At 41.8% G+C, this 19,142-nt stretch carries 16 protein-coding genes; 7 read left to right on the top strand and 9 right to left on the bottom strand.

Features of this window, described 5'->3' with window-relative positions; translation table 11 throughout:
- Positions 1 to 95: 95 nt before the first annotated feature.
- The 3 genes from PJ15_RS14060 to PJ15_RS14050 all read left to right on the top strand — a co-directional run bounded on the left by PJ15_RS14060 (position 96) and on the right by PJ15_RS14050 (position 2,996).
- Positions 96 to 323, top strand: a complete 228-nt coding sequence (locus tag PJ15_RS14060) for an accessory factor UbiK family protein (RefSeq protein WP_004773944.1) — start codon at positions 96 to 98, stop codon at positions 321 to 323.
- Positions 324 to 392: 69 nt separating this feature from the next.
- A complete protein-coding gene (locus PJ15_RS14055; protein ID WP_047431900.1) occupies positions 393 to 1,880 on the top strand; it encodes a YifB family Mg chelatase-like AAA ATPase in 1,488 nt (495 codons plus the stop codon).
- A gap of 351 nt (positions 1,881 to 2,231) precedes the next feature.
- The gene (locus PJ15_RS14050; protein ID WP_047431831.1) at positions 2,232 to 2,996 is read left to right on the top strand and encodes a sulfite exporter TauE/SafE family protein; all 765 of its coding nucleotides are present in this window, start codon (positions 2,232 to 2,234) and stop codon (positions 2,994 to 2,996) included.
- A gap of 105 nt (positions 2,997 to 3,101) precedes the next feature.
- On the opposite strand, the gene PJ15_RS14045 is transcribed toward PJ15_RS14050, so the two are convergent.
- Positions 3,102 to 3,872 (bottom strand): TorF family putative porin, encoded by a 771-nt coding sequence (locus PJ15_RS14045; protein ID WP_004773937.1) that lies wholly within the window; start codon positions 3,870 to 3,872, stop codon positions 3,102 to 3,104.
- A gap of 739 nt (positions 3,873 to 4,611) precedes the next feature.
- On the opposite strand from PJ15_RS14045, the gene PJ15_RS14040 reads away from it, so the two are divergent.
- On the top strand, positions 4,612 to 5,904 hold the full coding sequence (locus PJ15_RS14040; protein ID WP_005255607.1) for an OprD family outer membrane porin: 1,293 nt from the start codon (positions 4,612 to 4,614) through the stop codon (positions 5,902 to 5,904).
- Between the two features lie 99 nt (positions 5,905 to 6,003).
- On the opposite strand, the gene ppa is transcribed toward PJ15_RS14040, so the two are convergent.
- Together ppa and PJ15_RS14030 are read right to left on the bottom strand one after the other, a co-directional pair.
- Entirely contained in the window at positions 6,004 to 6,531 is a 528-nt protein-coding gene (ppa, locus tag PJ15_RS14035) for an inorganic diphosphatase (protein ID WP_004656389.1), read from the bottom strand.
- A gap of 114 nt (positions 6,532 to 6,645) precedes the next feature.
- The gene (locus PJ15_RS14030; protein WP_004773934.1) at positions 6,646 to 7,044 is read right to left on the bottom strand and encodes an MAPEG family protein; all 399 of its coding nucleotides are present in this window, start codon (positions 7,042 to 7,044) and stop codon (positions 6,646 to 6,648) included.
- A gap of 150 nt (positions 7,045 to 7,194) precedes the next feature.
- Here PJ15_RS14030 and PJ15_RS14025 point away from each other — a divergent pair, with 150 nt between their 5' ends.
- Positions 7,195 to 7,587 carry a hypothetical protein gene (locus PJ15_RS14025; protein ID WP_047431828.1) on the top strand — a complete coding sequence of 131 codons (393 nt, stop codon included), beginning with the start codon at positions 7,195 to 7,197 and terminating at the stop codon, positions 7,585 to 7,587.
- 67 nt (positions 7,588 to 7,654) lie between these two features.
- Here the strand turns inward: PJ15_RS14025 and PJ15_RS14020 are convergent, their stop codons facing one another.
- The 5 genes from PJ15_RS14020 to PJ15_RS14000 form a co-directional block, all read right to left on the bottom strand.
- Entirely contained in the window at positions 7,655 to 9,334 is a 1,680-nt protein-coding gene (locus tag PJ15_RS14020; protein ID WP_004773931.1) for a long-chain-fatty-acid--CoA ligase, read from the bottom strand.
- A 157-nt stretch (positions 9,335 to 9,491) separates the two neighbouring features.
- A complete protein-coding gene (gene parC / locus PJ15_RS14015; RefSeq protein ID WP_047431824.1) occupies positions 9,492 to 11,711 on the bottom strand; it encodes a DNA topoisomerase IV subunit A in 2,220 nt (739 codons plus the stop codon).
- A gap of 251 nt (positions 11,712 to 11,962) precedes the next feature.
- Positions 11,963 to 12,607 carry a trimeric intracellular cation channel family protein gene (locus PJ15_RS14010; RefSeq protein ID WP_004773926.1) on the bottom strand — a complete coding sequence of 215 codons (645 nt, stop codon included), beginning with the start codon at positions 12,605 to 12,607 and terminating at the stop codon, positions 11,963 to 11,965.
- A 52-nt stretch (positions 12,608 to 12,659) separates the two neighbouring features.
- A complete protein-coding gene (locus PJ15_RS14005) occupies positions 12,660 to 13,130 on the bottom strand; it encodes a YchJ family protein (protein WP_047431821.1) in 471 nt (156 codons plus the stop codon).
- A gap of 86 nt (positions 13,131 to 13,216) precedes the next feature.
- Positions 13,217 to 14,800: a TerC family protein gene (locus tag PJ15_RS14000; RefSeq protein WP_047431817.1), complete on the bottom strand. Its 1,584-nt coding sequence runs from the start codon at positions 14,798 to 14,800 to the stop codon at positions 13,217 to 13,219.
- Between the two features lie 325 nt (positions 14,801 to 15,125).
- On the opposite strand from PJ15_RS14000, the gene PJ15_RS13995 reads away from it, so the two are divergent.
- Positions 15,126 to 15,752, top strand: a complete 627-nt coding sequence (locus tag PJ15_RS13995) for a TIGR00730 family Rossman fold protein (RefSeq protein ID WP_032810853.1) — start codon at positions 15,126 to 15,128, stop codon at positions 15,750 to 15,752.
- A 54-nt stretch (positions 15,753 to 15,806) separates the two neighbouring features.
- On the opposite strand, the gene PJ15_RS13990 is transcribed toward PJ15_RS13995, so the two are convergent.
- Positions 15,807 to 17,588, bottom strand: a complete 1,782-nt coding sequence (locus PJ15_RS13990; protein WP_047431814.1) for a choice-of-anchor I family protein — start codon at positions 17,586 to 17,588, stop codon at positions 15,807 to 15,809.
- Between the two features lie 164 nt (positions 17,589 to 17,752).
- Here PJ15_RS13990 and mdtD point away from each other — a divergent pair, with 164 nt between their 5' ends.
- On the top strand, positions 17,753 to 19,141 hold the full coding sequence (mdtD, locus tag PJ15_RS13985; protein ID WP_047431812.1) for a multidrug transporter subunit MdtD: 1,389 nt from the start codon (positions 17,753 to 17,755) through the stop codon (positions 19,139 to 19,141).
- The last annotated feature ends 1 nt before the right edge of the window (position 19,142 follow it).

Below are 19,142 nucleotides of genomic sequence, written 5' to 3'. Positions count from 1 at the left end.
TAAGTCACTCCTCGTTCTGGCCTTAACTGTGCTAGAGGATTGACACAAGCAGTGATACACTGAGCAGCAAATATACATAACTTATTGAGTACTTTATGATTGAAACTCTTTTACAAGCGATTTTGCAGCAAGTTGACCAGCCGAAAAAAGATTTAGAAAAAAATCTGCGTGCTTTATTAAACGAGAGTATCGAAAAACTGGATTTAGTTTCAAAACAAGAACTTGACCGCCAAAGAACAGCGCTTGAGTTAGCCAACCAACGTTTGACTGAACTTCAGCAACAAATGAAAACACTTGAAGAAGTGATTCAGAACAAAAAATAAGCACCAACTTGGTGCATTTCGCACCTCAGAATGATTAAAAATAAAGCACCACAATGGAACAATAACAAGATGTCTTTTGCCAAGATATATACGAGAGGGCTATTGGGGTTACATGCTCCTCAGATTGAAGTTGAAGTCCACATTAGTTCAGGCCTTCCTTCTTTAACAATTGTTGGCTTAGCTGAAGCCGCTGTCCGTGAAAGTAAAGATCGTGTGCGTTCTGCCATCATCAATAGCGGTTTTCAGTTTCCAACCAAACGCTTAACCATCAATTTAGCACCAGCCGATTTACCCAAAGATGGTTCTCGACTGGACTTACCGATTGCCTTGGGGATTCTGATTGCTTCTGGACAATTACCAGAACACAGTACAGAAGGCTTTGAATTTATAGGAGAACTGGCGCTTGATGGACACTTACGTCCTGTTTCAGGGGCATTAACCATCGCAATGGCCTGCCAACAAGCCAAACATCGCCTTCTACTGCCCACTGAAAATCTGGATGAAGCAAGCCAGCTTCCCGATTTTGAAGTTTATGCAGCGCAGCATTTACAAGAAGTTTGTGCACATTTTTCGGGCAATGCCCAGCTGGCAGCTGCACCACAACGACCAAACGCAGCCGCATCTGCCTATCAATTTGATCTTGCCGATGTCAAAGGTCAATTACGTCCACGCCGAGCGTTAGAAATTGCCGCTGCGGGCGGACATTCTTTATTATTTAAAGGCCCACCTGGCACAGGTAAAACCTTATTGGCTTCTCGCCTGCCATCGATTTTACCGCCGCTCAATGCGCAGGAAAATCTAGAAGTCGCCAGTATTTATTCGGTGGCCAACGCACCGCACAGTTTTGGCCAGCGTCCATTTAGAGCCCCACATCATACAGCTTCAGCAATTGCGTTGGTTGGTGGCGGCTCTCAACCCAAGCCTGGTGAAATCACTTTGGCTCATTTAGGCGTCCTGTTTCTGGATGAATTGCCAGAATTTGATCGCAAAGTACTGGAAGTATTACGTCAACCTTTGGAATCCAAAGAGATTGTGATTTCTCGTGCCGCACGACAAATGACCTTTCCTGCAAATTTCCAGTTTATTGCAGCAATGAACCCCTGCCCATGTGGTTATGCCTTTAATCAGGACAGCCGTTGCCAATGTTCCCCTGAAAGTATTCAGCGCTACCAAAATCGTATCTCAGGCCCATTGCTGGATCGTATTGATTTACATATTGATGTACCACCGTTACAAGCTCAGGAACTACAAGATCGTACGCCAACCGAGAATTCTGCCAGCGTGCGGCAACGTGTGATCACTGCCTACGACAAACAGATCCAAAGACAGCAGTGCTTAAATCAGGCTTTATCACCGAAGTTACTAGAACAGTATGTTCTGCTAGATGACAGTTCGACAAAAATTATTGAGATGGCCCAGCAACGTCTCAACTTGTCTGCACGTGCCTACCATCGTGTATTGCGTGTTGCTCGCACGATTGCCGATTTAGCAGAAAGTGATCTGATCTCAAGTAGTCATTTAACCGAAGCACTATCCTATCGGGGCAACCAAACCTAACAGTTTTTTCTCGAGATTTTCCAACAAAAGAATCCGTCCTAATGCGGATTCTTTTGTTGACCAAGATTTGAAAAAATATATAGAAATAACACCTTAATTATATTGCGCGAACATGCAATTTAAAGGTCGGCACAATTCAATTGAGTTTCGCAAGGCAACAAGTTATGTTGAAAACAGACACCGTTCATTTGTGTTTATAGAGTTTTGATTTCAAAAATAGAAGAATGCTCATTTTTATTGACCAATAAATAAACGATATAAGCTGAATTCATCATGAATAAGCTGGATAAATATTCCGAAAAAATGACCTAACACTTTCAGCCGAATCAACTTTCCCAAAGGTTGGCGATTATGACCTATGACACCGCACTACTCATGTTAGGATTTTTTGCGTTCTGTGGTGGCCTGATTGATGCCGCAGTAGGTGGTGGCGGTTTGGTTCAAATACCTGCGCTATTACATGCTTTGCCACAGCACAGTATTACCACTGTTTTAGGTACCAATAAACTAGCCGTGTGGGCAGGTACCGTTTCCTCTATTTTTAGATATGTAAATAAAATTAAATTTGTCTGGAAGTTGCTCATCCCGACCATGCTTTCAGCATTCATATTTGCCTTTATGGGTGCCATGACAGTTGCACATATTCCCAAGCAATTCATGACCTATCTTGTTTTCTTTTTGCTCATCGTGATGGCGATTTATACCTTTCTCAAGAAGGACTTAGGTGCACATAGCACTTATGTCAAATGTGGGCATAAAGAAATTGTTCTGGGGATCTTTTTTGGCGGTTTGATTGGATTCTATGATGGTGTGTTTGGGCCGGGTAGCGGAAGCTTTCTGCTGTTCTTATTTGTAAAAGTGTTTGGCTTTGATTTTCTCAACGCATCTGCATCAGCGAAAATTGTGAATATTGGTACTTTTAGCTCTGCACTTTTATTCTTTATCCCTACAGGTCATGTGCTGTGGGAAATTGGCTTAATGATCGCCGTCTGTAATGTCATGGGTGCTCTAGTCGGCGTATTTCTGGCACTACGATATGGTAGTCAGTTTATCCGGATATTTTTTTTGTTCCTTTTAGTCTTTCTGATTATCAGAATGGGATTATCTATATTCTAAATCCATCGCAAGTCATGATTAGATTTGAACGACTTCCCTCAAGCAAATATCTTTCAATATAAAAAAGCCAGCAATAGAGCTGGCTTTTTGTTTATCCAACCAAGCCTAGAATGCTTTGGTCAAGGTAAATACTGCGCCTGTTTCTGTGCCACGTTTATACGGTTGGAAATCTGCATCAATATTGGTTCCTACAGCAGCAAGTTCAGCCGTTAAACCAGATACTGATTTTACGCTATATGTCACACCGACTTTCCAGTCGACATAATTATCGTCTTCGCCACCTGTATCACTAAAGTCATAGTTATCCACTTTAGTGTAACCGACACTTGCTACGCCACCAAAGCCAGTATCTGCAAACGGAATGTTATAGGTTGCGTTCACATACCAGCCATTCTCATCTGTACCAGCAAAGTCATTGGTGTAGTTCAAACTACCTAATAGGCTATCACCTGATGCTAATACATTTTTAAAGCCTAGTTTTGCGTAAAGTTCTAACCAGTTCAGGTCAGATGCACTTGGATAACCGTAGTACCATAAACCGACATCTAAAGTCGGCTTACCTGCAAATGGTAACTCAGTCGCATAGCCCACATAAGGATCTAGCTCAAGATGAGGATCAGCCCCACCAAAGTTAACGTTTGAACCCCATACCCCAGCATAAAGACCTGATGAATGTGTTAATGCAAAACCACCTTGTACCGCAGGATCAGATTGAGTTTGTGTGATACCACGATAACGATAATCAGTCGTTAACGCAGCCGTTCCTGAAAAACTCAGGCCGTATTGAGATAGTGTATTTGTTTCTTCTGCCATCGCAAAAGTTGAAGTCACTGCACAAATACTCAACGCGATTGCTTTACATGCAAATTTCATCATCTTGATCTCCCCCATGATGGATATTCGACTGATTTAAATTTTAAATTGCATCGCAAAGTAATTAGCAATTGCTGTGCCAACTTCAGCTAAACCATATTTCATCGTGGTCTTAATGAGTAAATTCGTCTTACTCAAATTTTTAATGATTCTGAATTAAGGCCGATCGAGCATCCTTATATTTTTTTGAGCGATTTAGACGCACCAACCGATTCAAGATTATTTTTTGCACAAAAAAGAGGCATTTTGTCAGGATTGAGGAAGTGCAAAATGCTTTCAAATTAAGCTTAAATCAGCAGAAAACAGAAATGTTCCATAAAAGTGCACGGCAAAAAAACTTAAAATGCGCTTAAAAAATATTCTTTTTAGGACAATCCCTTTCGTCATTCGTCGGGATGTTCTTTTGGCAGTAAACAATTGAACACTTTTCACACAAAGAAAAAATAAATATTTAAAATAAAAGAAAAAATACCTCAATAAATCACATAGTTTTATTCGAATAAAACAAAAAACAACCTGTTTACTTTACATCCAAAATAAACAACATTATGACTAACAATCAAACACTTGATCTTAAAATGTATACTTTTTAAACGAGAAACAAATCATAAAATTTTATAAGTATTTTATTTAAAAATAATTAAAAAATTTTAATAAAAATCTATCTTTTTTATGCATAACTTATACAATTGATCAAAATTTCGGTTTTATCCCAAATTTATTATTTCTAATGAGGCGAGCTATGCCAAAGGCAAAGAAACTTACTTTAGCGGTTTTGATTAATGCCGCGTTAATTACCTCAACATATGCAAGCGAACAAAGCGAAGCAAAAGGACTTGTTGAAGATGCCAAAGGGGATATTTTATTCCGTACTGGTTATTTAAATCGTGACAAAAAGAATGGTGTCGAAGACACTAGCTCATATGCTCAGACGGCAATGGTGAAACTGGAAACTGGTTTTACTCAAGGTTTAGTTGGCTTTGGCGCTGGTGTGATCGGCGATGGCTCTTTTAAATTAGGCTCAAACAATAATGCTGGTAACGGCATGATCCCACGCGAACGCCTAAATGGTGTAGATGGTAAAGGTGACACATATGATCACTGGGCACGTGGCGGCGGTTTTGTTAAAGCACGTATCTCGAATACAACTGTGACTTATGGTACACAAGTTCTCGATATTCCTGTTTTAGCAAGTAACACAGCGCGTTTAGTACCTGAATATTTTGAAGGTGTATTGGCAACTAGCCGTGAAATTGATGGCTTAGAGTTAACTGCCGGTAAATTCACTAAAGATCAGTACTCTGACCAAATCAATACTGATGGCCGCAAACTTGATCGTGCTGTCGTTTGGGGCGCAAAATACAAATTTGATGACAACTTAAATGCGGCGTACTTTGGCTTGGATAGCAAAGATAAGCTAGATCGTCATTATATCAATGTGAACTATAAGCAGCCGTTAGATAAAGACAGTGGTTTAACATATGACTTAAGTGCTTACCACACTAAATGGGATGAAAAGGCAAGTACGTATTCAAGTACAACTGACGACCTGTCTAATCGTAAAAATACCATTTGGGCACTTTCTACGACTTATAACACAGGTCCACATAGCGTGATGCTGGCTTACCAACAAAATAATGGTAATACAGGTTATGACTACGGCGAGAACGCTGATGGCGCTCAAAGTATCTATTTGCCAAACTCTTACCTATCTGACTTTATTGGTAACAGCGAAAAATCTGCACAGTTGCAATATAACGTCGACTTTGGTGGTTATGGCGTACCAGGCTTAAGTTGGACCACCGCCTATGTCTATGGTTGGGATATCAAAGTCAAGAATTTGACTGATAATGCACATGAACGTGAATTCTTTAACCAAGTGAAATACACGGTTCAATCTGGTTTTGCCAAAGATGCGAGCTTACGTTTACGTCACTCGTATTACCGTGCAAGTGATGAATATCAAACAAATGCCTACATTGGCGATACCAACGAATGGCGTATCTGGCTTGATATTCCTGTGAAATTATTCTAATTCACAGCTGATCAAGCAATAAAAAACTCCATTCAAATGAATGGAGTTTTTTTATGACCAGATTTTAAATTTTTTAAAATCTGGTCGAGCATCTCAAAGTTACTTTTTAGCCGCTTCGATTGCTTTAAGTACTTCAGCTTTCGCAACATCAGCACCTTCCCAACCACTGATTTTTACCCATTTACCAGGCTCTAAATCTTTATAGTGTGCAAAGAAGTGCTCAACTTGGCTGATCAATAATGGCGGAAGATCCGTATATTCTTGAACATCTTTATAAAGTGGAGATAGTTTTTCGTGTGGAACAGCGATCAGTTTCGCATCAATACCACCATCATCTTCCATTTTTAATTTGCCCACTGGACGGCAACGAATCACAGAACCAGCAGCAACAGGATGTGGAGTTACAACAAGTACGTCTAATGGATCACCATCTTCAGACAATGTATTTGGAACATAGCCATAGTTTGCTGGGTAGAACATTGCTGTACCCATGAAACGGTCTACAAATAACGCATCTGAATCTTTGTCGATTTCGTATTTGATTGGGGCTGCATTTGCAGGAATTTCGATAATGACATAGATGTCATTTGGTGCGTCTTTACCCGCAGGAATATTGCTATAACTCATATCAACACTCGTTTATATTGTGAAGTAGATGTAAATCGGACAGATTATAACGTGAATACAGCGAAAATGATGCTAGATATGTAGCGAGCTGGCGAATTTTATAGCCAGCTGTCATCAGGTCATTTTGACCGTAATCACGAACAGTAAAATTGGACAAAGTAGAGAGAAAAACCAGATGATAGAACGTAACGTGGCGAGATTGGCCAGATAGCAGATGCCATAAATGACGCGAAATACGATATAAGCCCAGCCCAAAGTCAAAATGAAATACTCTGGCACCACCATATACTCTGCCATCAACATCGCAGCAATAAACAAAGGTAAGCTCTCAAAACTGTTTTGTTGCACAGCATTTGCCCGTGCAGATAGTCCCGTTGTTTTGGCTAAAAAGTCACGAGGATTCTGATTATCTTTTGCTTGAAAACCACCTTTTGATTTTGCAATCAAGGTAAATACATAAGGCAACAAACATGCGACTATAATAATCAATATAATGCCGCTAATACCTTGCATGCTGACATCCATCATTTGAAGTTCTTCTGATCATGCTATCATAACTTATAATTTATTGAACTTTCATGTGTGCTTGTTCAACAAGCGTTTCTTTTACACACATTGTTTGTGTAAAAGTTGTGTTTTTTCATACTGTTTTAAGGTCAACCTATGCCGCAACCAGATCAAAAAGAAATGTTTGAGGTGCTTGCTCAACAACGCCAGCATCAAATTTTAGTTGATCGAGTACTTAAAGTTGTACTCCCGATCATGGCATTTCTACTCAGTGTGATTTGTGCAAATCTAAACTGGCAATCGACACTTGGTACTTTTGTGATTCTGACAGTGGCCTTTTATGCAGTCGGTATTTATCGCCTGACACTCTGGCACTGGCTGACCGCCATTGTGCTCTATGCAGTTGCCGATAATTATTTTAGTTTTAATGGCATTGATCCGACACGATTACGTTTCCAGCTCGCGACCATGGTCGTTTTTGTGGGCATCGTTGGTATTGGCCGACCTTATATTGACCGCTGGTTAATGAAATCAAAAGGTTCAAAATGAACCCAATAAAAAAACGCCGCAATTGCGGCGTTTTTTTATGCTTCCTTATTTGAGAAGCCTAAAAACTTTAAGCTGGTTTACGTAAATCTTTACGTAAGATCTTACCCACGTTTGATTTCGGTAATTCTTCCATAAACTCAACATAACGTGGGCACTTGTAGCCAGTTAAGTTTTGTTTTGCATAAGCAATGACTTCTTCTGTGGTTAAAGAAGGGTCTTTTTTCACGATGAATAACTTCGGCACTTCACCTGATTTTTCATCTGGAACACCAATCGCAGCCACTTCCAATACTTTTGGATGTTTCGCAATAACTTCTTCAATTTCACTTGGGTAAACGTTAAAGCCTGACACCAAGATCATGTCTTTCTTACGGTCAACGATCTTCACATAACCACGCGAATCCATCACACCGATATCACCGGTACGGAAGAAGTTATCAGCCGTCATTACTTTTGCAGTTTCGTCTGGACGGTTCCAGTAACCTTTCATGACTTGTGGACCACGGATCGAAATCTCACCTTGTTCACCCAGCGCAACTTCTTTACCGTCATCATCCAGAATCGCAACTTCAGTTAATGGCAATGGAATACCAATCGTGCCGCTGAATTCAGTTGTAGCAGGAGGATTCGCAGTTGCAACAGGTGAAGTTTCAGATAAACCATAACCTTCAATAATGGTGGTACCTGTGATTTTCTTCCATGCTGCTGCTGTTGATGGCAACACCGCCATACCACCGCCCATTGCCATCTTAAGATTGCTATGGTCAAGCTGTTTGAATTCTTCGTTATTCACCAACGCGTTAAATAAAGTATTTACTGCTGGGAAGAATGAAGGTTGATATTTACGTAATTCACCCACCACCGCAGGCAAGTCACGTGGATTTGGAATCAGGATATTGGCCTGACCTTTATACATGCCGTAAAGTGCACACACCATGAATGCAAAGATGTGATACAGCGGTAATGCACATACGATGCGATCACCTTTAGCACTATCAGAACCGCCAAACTTACTTGAGAAAATCGCTTCACATTGGAGTAAGTTTGCAACAAGATTACGATGCGTTAATTCAGCGCCTTTAGAAACACCTGTTGTACCACCCGTATATTGAAGTACTGCGGTATCGCTTAAGGTCAAGCTTGGACGCTTATAATTGCTTGGGTTGGCTTTGTTTAAGGCCGCGTTGAATTTAGTATGGCCTGGAATATTCCACGCTGGAATTTGCTTACGTACTTTACGTAAAACGAAATTCACAATCGTACCTTTCAACGTACCTAACATATCACCCACAGAAGCCACCACAACATGCTTCACAGGTGTTTTACCAATAATGTTTTGATAAACATTGGCAAAGTTTTCAATAATCACTAAGACTTCAGCACCAGAGTCATTCAACTGATGCTCAAGTTCACGTGCTGTATATAATGGATTGACGTTTACAAGCACCAGACCTGCACGAAAAACCCCTAACGCAACAACTGGATATTGGAAAACGTTCGGCATCATCACCGCAACGCGCGAGCCTTTTGCTAAACCTAAAGTTTGTAAATAAGCTGCAAATTTACGGCTAGCGACTTCTAATTCATTAAACGTTAAAACTTTATCCATAAAGATAAAGGCATCACGTGAACCAAATTTTTGGAAATTGCGTTCAAAAATATCAACAAGTGAGGTGTTTTCAGCAGGCAGTTCAACTGTTTCTGGAATTCCTGTCTTTTGGTATTCAGCAAACCAAATCTTTTCCATAATGCCCTTATCTCCGAGTGGTAATCCTTAAAAATGTAACAACGTTACTTTCCATGGCAAAACATTTTTTTTAAATTTTTGAATTGCCCTGTCAATCTATCCAAATAATCTGAATACATTGTCATATATAACGTATTTGTATCACAGAATACTAGCCTTATCTCTGAATGAAGAGTCTATTTGCTTTTTGATATCCACGTGGTAAAAGTTGCCCCTTTGTTGCTCTTTTTCCTAGATATTTTTGAAGATCATCCCCTTTCAATTTCAGATGCTGTTGTCCTGCATCGATTTGGATTATTTCATCTAACGTCAGGGTTGTCATGGATAAAATTTGCTCTTTTTCATCAAGTTGTATCAACTTGTTACCCTTACCTTTATTGAGAACTGGCAGGTCAGCTAAATCAATAATCAGTAAACGTCCTGATGAACTCAGAATGGCAACATGAGTGGCTTGCTGAATTGGCAATAGCGGTAAAGCCGTTGCTTTGTCTGCAACCGTCAGGAAGGCTTTCCCAGCTTTTGCATTGGTATCTAGTTGTGCTGCCTGACTCTTAAAGCCGTAACCATTTGAACTGGTTGCAATCAGCTCGCTGCTCTCCTCATCAATAAAGACTTGGATAAATGACACACCACTGGCTGGTGAAAGTTTTGAACTGAGCGGTTCACCCAAGCCACGTGCCGAAGGCAGACTGCTAATTGGCAAGGCATAACTACGTCCTGTCTCGTCAAGGAAATAGACACGCTGGTTGGTTTTACCCACTGCATGACTGAGATACTGGTCACCCGCACGATAATTCAGATTTGCTGCATCGACTTCTGCCCCTTTGGCAGCGCGCACCCAACCTGCCTCGGACAATACGACAGTCACAGGCTCAGCAGGCATTAAATCTTGTTCTTTAATCTGGACGGCATCCGCGCGCGCAACGATTGGTGAACGACGGTCATCACCGAACTTTTTCGCATCTTCTTTTAATTCATTAATGATCAGGTTTTTTAATGATTCTGGATTTGCCAATTGCTCACGAATAATCGCAGCTTTCGCTTCCAGTTCTTCTTGCTCACGGCGAATTTCCATTTCTTCAAGCTTGGCCAAATGACGAAGTTTAAGTTCGAGGATCGCTTCAGCCTGAATGTCATCAATACCAAAATGCTGCATCAATACAGGTTTTGGCTGATCTTCTTCACGGATAATCCGAATCACGGTATCAATATCCAAGTAAGCAATTAAAAGACCTGCCAGGATATGCAAACGTTTTTCGATTTTATTCAAATGGTATTGCAAACGACGGGTCACGGTTTGCTTACGAATCTCGATCCATTCCAATAAAATACGGCGAATCGATTTCACCTGCGGACGACCATCCGCGCCAATCATGTTCAGATTGACACGATAGCTTGACTCTAGATCCGTAGTTGCAAATAAGTGACTCATTACCGTTTCTGCATCGACGCGATTTGAACGCAATACAATCACCAAACGGGTTGGATTGGCGTGATCCGATTCATCACGTACATCGCTGACCAATGGCAATTTTTTGGCAATCATCTGATCTGCGATCTGGGTAATGACTTTTGAACCCGAAACCTGATACGGCAGTTCAGTAATCACAATCTCATTTTTGTCGACCGCATATACCGCCCGCATGCGATAACTACCACGACCTGTGGTTTGAATTTTGAGTAATTCTTCTGGCGGGGTAATGATTTCAGCTTTGGTAGGTAAATCTGGCGCAGGAATATATTCTGCCAGTTTCGCATCTGAAGTTTCAGGATTACGAATTAAGGCGATTGTTCCTTTCACCACTTCACGCAAGTTATGTGGCGGGATATCTGTTGCCATCCCCACCGCGATACCCGTGGTACCATTTAACAAAATATTCGGAACGCGTGCAGGCAAAGTGATTGGCTCTTTCATTGAACCATCAAAGTTGTCTTGCCATTCACTGGTGCCTTGGCCCAATTCGCTCAGTAATAATTCACTATAAGCAGAAAGTTTGGCTTCGGTATAACGCATCGCCGCAAATGATTTCGGGTCATCTGGTGAACCCCAGTTGCCCTGACCTTCAACCAGTGGGTAACGATAGCTAAATGGCTGTGCCATCAACACCATCGCTTCATAACAGGCTGAGTCACCATGCGGATGATATTTACCGAGCACATCACCGACGGTACGTGCCGATTTTTTCGGCTTCCCCGTCGATTTCAGGCCAAGCTCGCTCATCGCATAAACAATACGGCGCTGTACAGGTTTTAAACCATCACTGATATGGGGCAATGCACGATCCATAATCACGTACATGGCATAGTTTAGGTAAGCCTGCTCAGTGAATTCGGCTACGGAACGGTTTTCTGTTGCATGATGTGCAAGGCTGGTCATTTCAGCGAGTCATCCAAAATCATTTATTATCGTCAATGCTTTGTATGCTATGTGGATGAAGGCGTTGTGACAAGCCCTTGTTGTTGTTTAAACGTCAAATGGTGTCTCAGGAAGATTGCAAGACCTCAAAAGTTAAACATTCTTCATGATTGACCAGCCGATAAGCGGCATAAAGCCGCAATCCAGACCAGCATCTTTTATTGTATAAAGTCGCTTATTATCGCGTATTTTTCTTTTTTAATTGAACCAGATCAATGCTCATCTGTTGAGGAAGCAGACTCGGCATCATCTTCTTGATAAATAAATTTCGGCATTTCCAGACCAAAATAAATCGCGATCAACCGTAAGGTAAAACCAAATACCAAAGTAAAAATTACAGTGAGATCGTGCGGCAGACCAACTTCCAGACACACCCAATAACAAATCACGGCAACAAAGGAAATACTGGCATACAACTCACGACGGAACACTAAAGGTACGTCATTACACAGAATATCACGCAGAATACCACCCGACACGCCTGTTAATACGCCTGCCACTGCAGACACCACAAAACCATGCCCCATCGATAGGGCAATCTGACAACCAATGATGGTAAAGCCAATTAGACCTAGAGCATCCAGTACCAGGAAGATATTGCGTAGATGACGCATCCATTTGGCAATAATGATGGTGACAAAAGCCGCAGCGCAGGTCAGCACTAAATATTCAGGATGTTTGACCCAAGTTAAAGGATAATGCCCGAGTAACACGTCACGCACTGAGCCGCCGCCCAATGCCGTTACGCAGGCAATCAGTACCACACCAAACCAGTCCATACTACGTCGACCCGCTGACAACGCGCCCGTCATCGCTTCCGCAGTAATGGCAATAATATAAATTACGGTGAGTAACATCTGCCTACATCCCTAAATCAGGCGTAAAAGTGTGCGCTATTCTAAGACAAAGTTAGATGAATTGTGCACAACATTGTTTAAATTTTTTCCCCGAGCCACAAATGCAGGGTTGTTTCATGGTGATTTGCATGTCCAGTGTGGGATCAAGGAAATACCATTGCTGTTGATGCAAGACAAAATGTGAAATTTCATGATGAACATGCGCTTGTTTGCCATCATGATAATGTGCCTTGAACTCAACCAATGCATGGGTTTTATCCAGCTTGGGCTGATGTTGTACCACTTCTAGTTTCAGCCATTGATTGGATTGACTCCAGTCGGCAATCGCGGCACGATCCAAAGCGGACTGTTGTCCTAAAGCTGTTGTTTCCAGAATATAATCAATCTGTTGCAAAGCAAAAGCGCTATAACGCGAGCGCATGAGTTGCTCTGCACTTTGAGCTGTCTGTTGTTTCAAATGCAAGGGCTGACAACATTCAGCATAAGGTCCATGTCCACAAGGACAATTCTTTGACAAAATCATTTTGAATTCTCAAATAAAAATAGCCCGAGTAAAACCATTGCATCACAACGGTCAAACTCAAGGCTATTCAGAATAATACAGCTTTGTTATTTCTCGACAGGCTTCTCTTTGGCAATAATGCGCACTTTTTCAATTTTGTGCCCATCCATTGTTACCACTTCAAAGCGATAGCCATCAACTTCAACCGTGTCACCATTTTCAGGTAAACGGCCAAGGTGGAACAAGATATAGCCTGACAAAGTTGAATATTCCTCACTTTCGTCCACTAAATCTTTGCCCAATAACAAAGACACATGGCGAATGTCAGTTGAACCTTCCAGCAACATCGAACCATCATCAAGACTTTCTGCCGCTGCTTCTAGCTCGTCTTCATCAGGGAATTCACCAGCAATCGCCTCTAATACATCAATCGGCGTTGCAATCCCTTCGATCGAACCATATTCGTTCAGGACAATTGCCATTTGCAACGGTGCCTGACGTAACTGTTCCATGACCATCAATACTTGCGCATTTTCATGCACAATCACAGGTTCACGTAGATGTTTACTGAAATCAATCGCGCCCGTTTCAATGTATTCATTCAACACTTTATGGGTGAGTACAATACCTTCAATATTGTCCAGCTCACCACGTGCAACAATCAAACGTGAATGAGTCATTGCCATTAAACGTTCTTTTAGCTCAGCTGGATCATCGTCCAGATCTAACCATTCCAACTCTGGACGTGGTGTCATCACGGACTTGACTGGACGCTCAGATAAACCAAGTACACCTTGTACCAAAACACTGTGATACACACCATTGTCTTCATCAAAGACTTCTTTGGCATACGCTTGCGTCGCTAATACATCTTCAGCTTCATTGCTCTGGCTTTCATTGCCATTGCCTTTATTGCCTAACATACGCAATACGGCAGAAGCGGTGCGATAACGTAAATCTGTTGTCGTCACCATCTTCTCTTGGTTACGACGCATGGTCTGATTGACTACTTCAACCAACACCGAGAAACCAATCGCTGCGTATAAGTAGCCTTTTGGAATATGGAAACCAAAACCTTCCACCACCAATGAGAAACCGATCATCATCAGGAAGCCAAGACACAGGATCACCACTGTTGGATGCTTATTGACGAAATCCATCAGTGGTTTTGATGCCCAAAGCATGATACCAACAGCAATAATCATTGCCAGCATCATTACACTTTGATGCTTCACCATACCGACAGCCGTGATCACACTATCTAAAGAAAAGACGGCATCCAAAACTACAATCTGAACAATAACCATCCAGAAAGTAGCATGTACTGGGCTTTCTTCTTTCAGCGCTTGCTTACCTTCAATTCGTTCATGCAGTTCCATGGTGCCCTTAAATAATAAGAACACGCCACCAAACAGCAAAATCAGGTCACGACCAGAAAAAGGATGATCAAAAATATGAAACAGTGGTTCAGTTAGTGTCACCACCCATGCAATTGCCGCAAGCAATCCCAAACGCATCAGTAAGGCGAGAATCAAACCAACTCTACGAGCAGCGTTACGTTGTTCAGGCGGTAATTTTTCTGCCAAAATTGCAATAAAAACAAGGTTATCGATACCTAGTACAATTTCGAGCACCACCAATGTTGCTAAACCAACCCATGCAGCGGGGTCAGACATCCATTCCAGAATCATTGACGTGACTCCTCTGCAAAATCAGCAATATTGTTATGAAGTTGAATTTTTAAAAGGTCGGCACGATGAGCCAAAACATTTTTTGTAGGAAATAAGAACAATGCGGAGCGACAACAACCACTACTCATAGAGGGACATAAATTAATAAAAGGATTTTCAGTATAGGCAAGATTTAACTGAAATTCATCTTTTTTATGTTGATGTTGTTTGCAAATTCTTTCTAAGCGTTACAAAACAGCTTTGTATGTAAAATGTGCATAAAACTGTCATAAACCTCAATTAGCCTAGACAAGCACAACGAAAATGATAAGGTGAAAATAAACGAATGAATAGTGTTCTAATAATGACTGAAAAGAAAAGCATTACCCCTACTCCCATAAAAACCACTCAATCTCTCATTGCCCTTTATTGCGGCTCACGTACCGGCAACAAGCCCATCTATCGTGATAAGGCCATCGAACTGGCCCAGCATATTGCTACTCAAGGTTTTGGTATTGTTTATGGCGGCGCCAGCATTGGTCTGATGGGACAAGTCGCCGATACCGTGCTTGAACATAGCGGTGAAGTCGTTGGTGTCATTCCTGAGTTCATGCTGGACTATGAGATTGCCCATCATCGATTGACTGAGCTACATATTGTTCAGACCATGCATGAGCGTAAGGCGCTTATGGCTGAACGTGCCAGCGCATTTATTGCTTTACCAGGTGGTTTAGGCACTTTTGAAGAAATTCTGGAAATTGCGACATGGGGACAACTCAACCAGCACCAGAAACCCATGATTATCTATAACGTTAACCGTTTTTACGATGCACTGATTGCACAACTAGATCATGCTGTTGAAGAAGGCTTTTTACCGCCTCAACATCGTGCCAAAGTGATTGTTTGTGAAACGCTTGAACACATCTCAAGCGTCATTAAAAACTTGAATGCACCTAGCCATATTGAAGTTTAAGACTTGAATATAAAAAAAGCGGATCGATTTGATCCGCTTTTTTATGGTTAGCGTTTAGTGCACATTGACTTGATACACTGCGGTGGAACCACTCACTTCATTCCCCACCACAAGCAAAGGCTTACCATTTGGTGAATCTTTTGCAGCAATAAAGATCAGACCTTCTGGCCCTAAATCACCCTGTTTTGCAGTCTCGGTTTCAGTAAAATTACGCGTGGTAAAATATTCAATAAATTTCGGTTTATTTGGCGTGCTAATGTCATAGACCATAATGCCACTCATTCGCTCTAGTCCAATAAAGGCAAAAGTTTTTTGACCAATGGTACCGACAGTAATCCCTTCTGGTTCAGGCCCTTTATTATCACTACGATCATCAAACGCAACTGCTTCATGGTCACTATTAAAATAATCAGGAAACAACTCAGCCGTTTTCTTTTCAAACTCGCTACCCGAATCCCAGACCAATTGACCTTGGGTATTCCAGATACTGAATGAACGTGCGCCATATGCATAAAGCTTGTCATAAGTCAGCAGACCATTGGCATCCAGTTTCGGAGAACCATCCGCATTGGTCTGATAACCCATATTCCATGCAATATTCAGGCGACCTAATTGCGCATCATCACGGCATCCACCTACACCTGTTTCTGTTGCACCACAATAGGCAAAAGTGACTGGATTGAGCTTGGCACCTTTCACGCCGACTGCCAGCTTTTGCAGATGCGCAGGATAGTCGCCTCCTGTATTGAAGCCCTTACTGTTAAATAAATGCTTCATCCGAATATTTTCAACAAAACCTTGACGGGTATTACCCGCATAATACGCTTTGGAATCTTTTAACCATTCACGGCTATCACCTTCATTGGCAGTCACTAAATAGGTTTGACCATTGGCTTGATAATTGGCAATCGAGTCAGGTTGATACATCCCCACTAGGCCAGCCCATGTTTTGATATCAATTTTCTTGTCCTTATCACTGACATCCAGCTCATTTCCCACAACACCGTGATCTTTATAGCCCAATGGATAAATATCAGTGACCTTCTGCTGAGCAATATCAATCCGTGCAATGGCATTATTTTCTTGTAATGTGACCCATGCAGTTTTGCTGTCCGCCGAAATCGTAATATATTCAGGCTCCAAGTCTTGAGCGACACTCGCATTTGGCCCAAAAATACGTACTCCTTTTGCCAATAGATCAGCTTTTTGCGTGTTCCATGCTTTGAAGTCTGCCACACTGGCCTTAGGTTGCTTGATATTACTAATATCGATAATGCTGACAGAGCCCTCTGGATCAACTGAATAATCATCATTCGGCTCACCTTCGTTAGCCACCAAAACGGTTTTACCATCAGGGCTAAAAGTCAGCATATCGGGTAAAGCACCCACACTGACTTTGCTGATAAAGCTTAAATCTTTGGCATTAAAAAATACCACGATTCCCGTATCCGTTTTCTGCTCAGCCTGAACCGCAAGTGCAACAATGCCATTTTTCACCGCAACACTATTCACTTCCGAATTGACCAGATAAGTACGTGCAGATAGCTCGGCAATATGTATTGGCTTTTCAGGTTTAGATGCATCTAGTACATCAACTAGCCCCTTTTGTGCGTTGACAACAAATAGACGTTTGGTTTCAGCATCATAGGCTGGAATTTCAGCCGCACTTTGGGCAAAAATATTGGTTTCGTAGCGCCCCAACAAGCTCAGCTTAATTGTTTCTGGTGTCGGTTCAACGATTTCTGGTGTTGGCGTTGTGTTGTCGTTATCATCATTACACGCCACTAACCCCACCGACAGTAACGCTGTCAATAAAACTGAAATTTTAAATTTCATGATCAAATTCCATACAATTTATTTTGTATGGCTAATCTAGTATCAGGTGATGCAAATTCGATGACATTTTAATGTCAGTTTCATGACCGCTATTTGACAATTTTTGTCTTTATTTCACGCCTATTTGCATTAAACTAAAGCTGAATTTTTACTCATCAAGGCTCATGACAACCACAACACATCAAGCAGTCCAGCCCGAATTTCGATTATTGGTCCTTCTAGTTTCCATTGGCTTTTTTATGCAGGCACTGGACACCACGATCGTCAATACCGCAATTCCAGCAATGGCTGTTCAGCTCAATGAAAATCCCTTGCAAATGCACGGCGTTATTGTGGCCTATGTGTTGTCCGTTGCAGCTTGTATCCCCCTAAGTGGCTGGCTGGCAGACCGCTTTGGTATCCGTAATATTTATCTCAGTTCCATGATCATTTTCAGCTTGGCATCGCTCGGCTGTGGCTTATCCCAGAACTTAGAACAACTGTTATTTTTCCGTGTGATTCAAGGCATCGGCGGCGCACTGCTCATGCCTGTAGGACGCTTGGCCCTGTTAAAGCTGATTCCACGTTCACAATTCCTTTCTGCGATGAGCCTGATGAGTCTTGCTGGATTGGTTGGCCCTTTAATGGGCCCAACTTTAGGGGGCTGGCTAGTCGAAGTCACCACGTGGCACTGGATTTTCCTGATTAATATTCCGATGGGTATTTTGGGTATGATCATGACCCTTAAAGTCATGCCTAACCAGAAAGAACCGACGGTAAAATCATTTGATTTGAGCGGTTTTATCTTATTGATGGTGGCAATGGTCGGATTCGCTTTGGGAATCGAAAATATCGCAGCACCACAATATCCACGTTTGGTGAGTCTCGGTTTATTGACGACTGGAATGATTGCTGCGGTGGGATATGCCTATCATGCGCATAACCATCAAAACGCGCTATTTCATGGGCGATTATTTCGCTACAAGATTTTCTCAATCGGGGTTCTGGGTAATTTCTTTGCCCGTTTGGGTAGTAATGCAATTCCATTTATTTTACCGCTCATGCTACAGGTCGCATTTGGTTTCGAACCCTTCATCACAGGCTTGATGATGATTCCAATGGTATTAGGTTCATTATTTTCCAAGCCCATTGTACGTCCATTGATTCAACGGGTCGGATATCGCCGTTTCCTGCTGACCAATACCGTTTTAGTCGGTCTATGTATCGCCAGTTTTTCCCTGATGACGGCGGCAACACCCCTGTGGCTAAAAATCCTGCATCTCTTTATCTTTGGTACACTGAATTCACTCCAGTTTGTTGGTATGAATACCTTAACTTTAAAAGACTTGCCTCAACAGGATGCCAGCAGCGGTAACAGCTTCTTATCGATGATTATGATGCTTTCCATGAGTATTGGTGTGGCGCTGGCAGGTACCTTGATCAATGTCTTTGGACAATATTTCTCGACCGCATCTATTAGTACTGCATTCCATGCCACCTTGATTGCTTTGGGTTGTATCAATATCCTGACCGCATGGGTGTTTTGGCAGATTCCAAAAGAAACCACCGAATAAA

Source organism: Acinetobacter sp. neg1, assembly GCF_000788125.1.
Taxonomy (GTDB): Bacteria; Pseudomonadota; Gammaproteobacteria; order Pseudomonadales; family Moraxellaceae; genus Acinetobacter; species Acinetobacter vivianii.
This window is presented reverse-complemented; position numbering and strand designations above follow the sequence as displayed.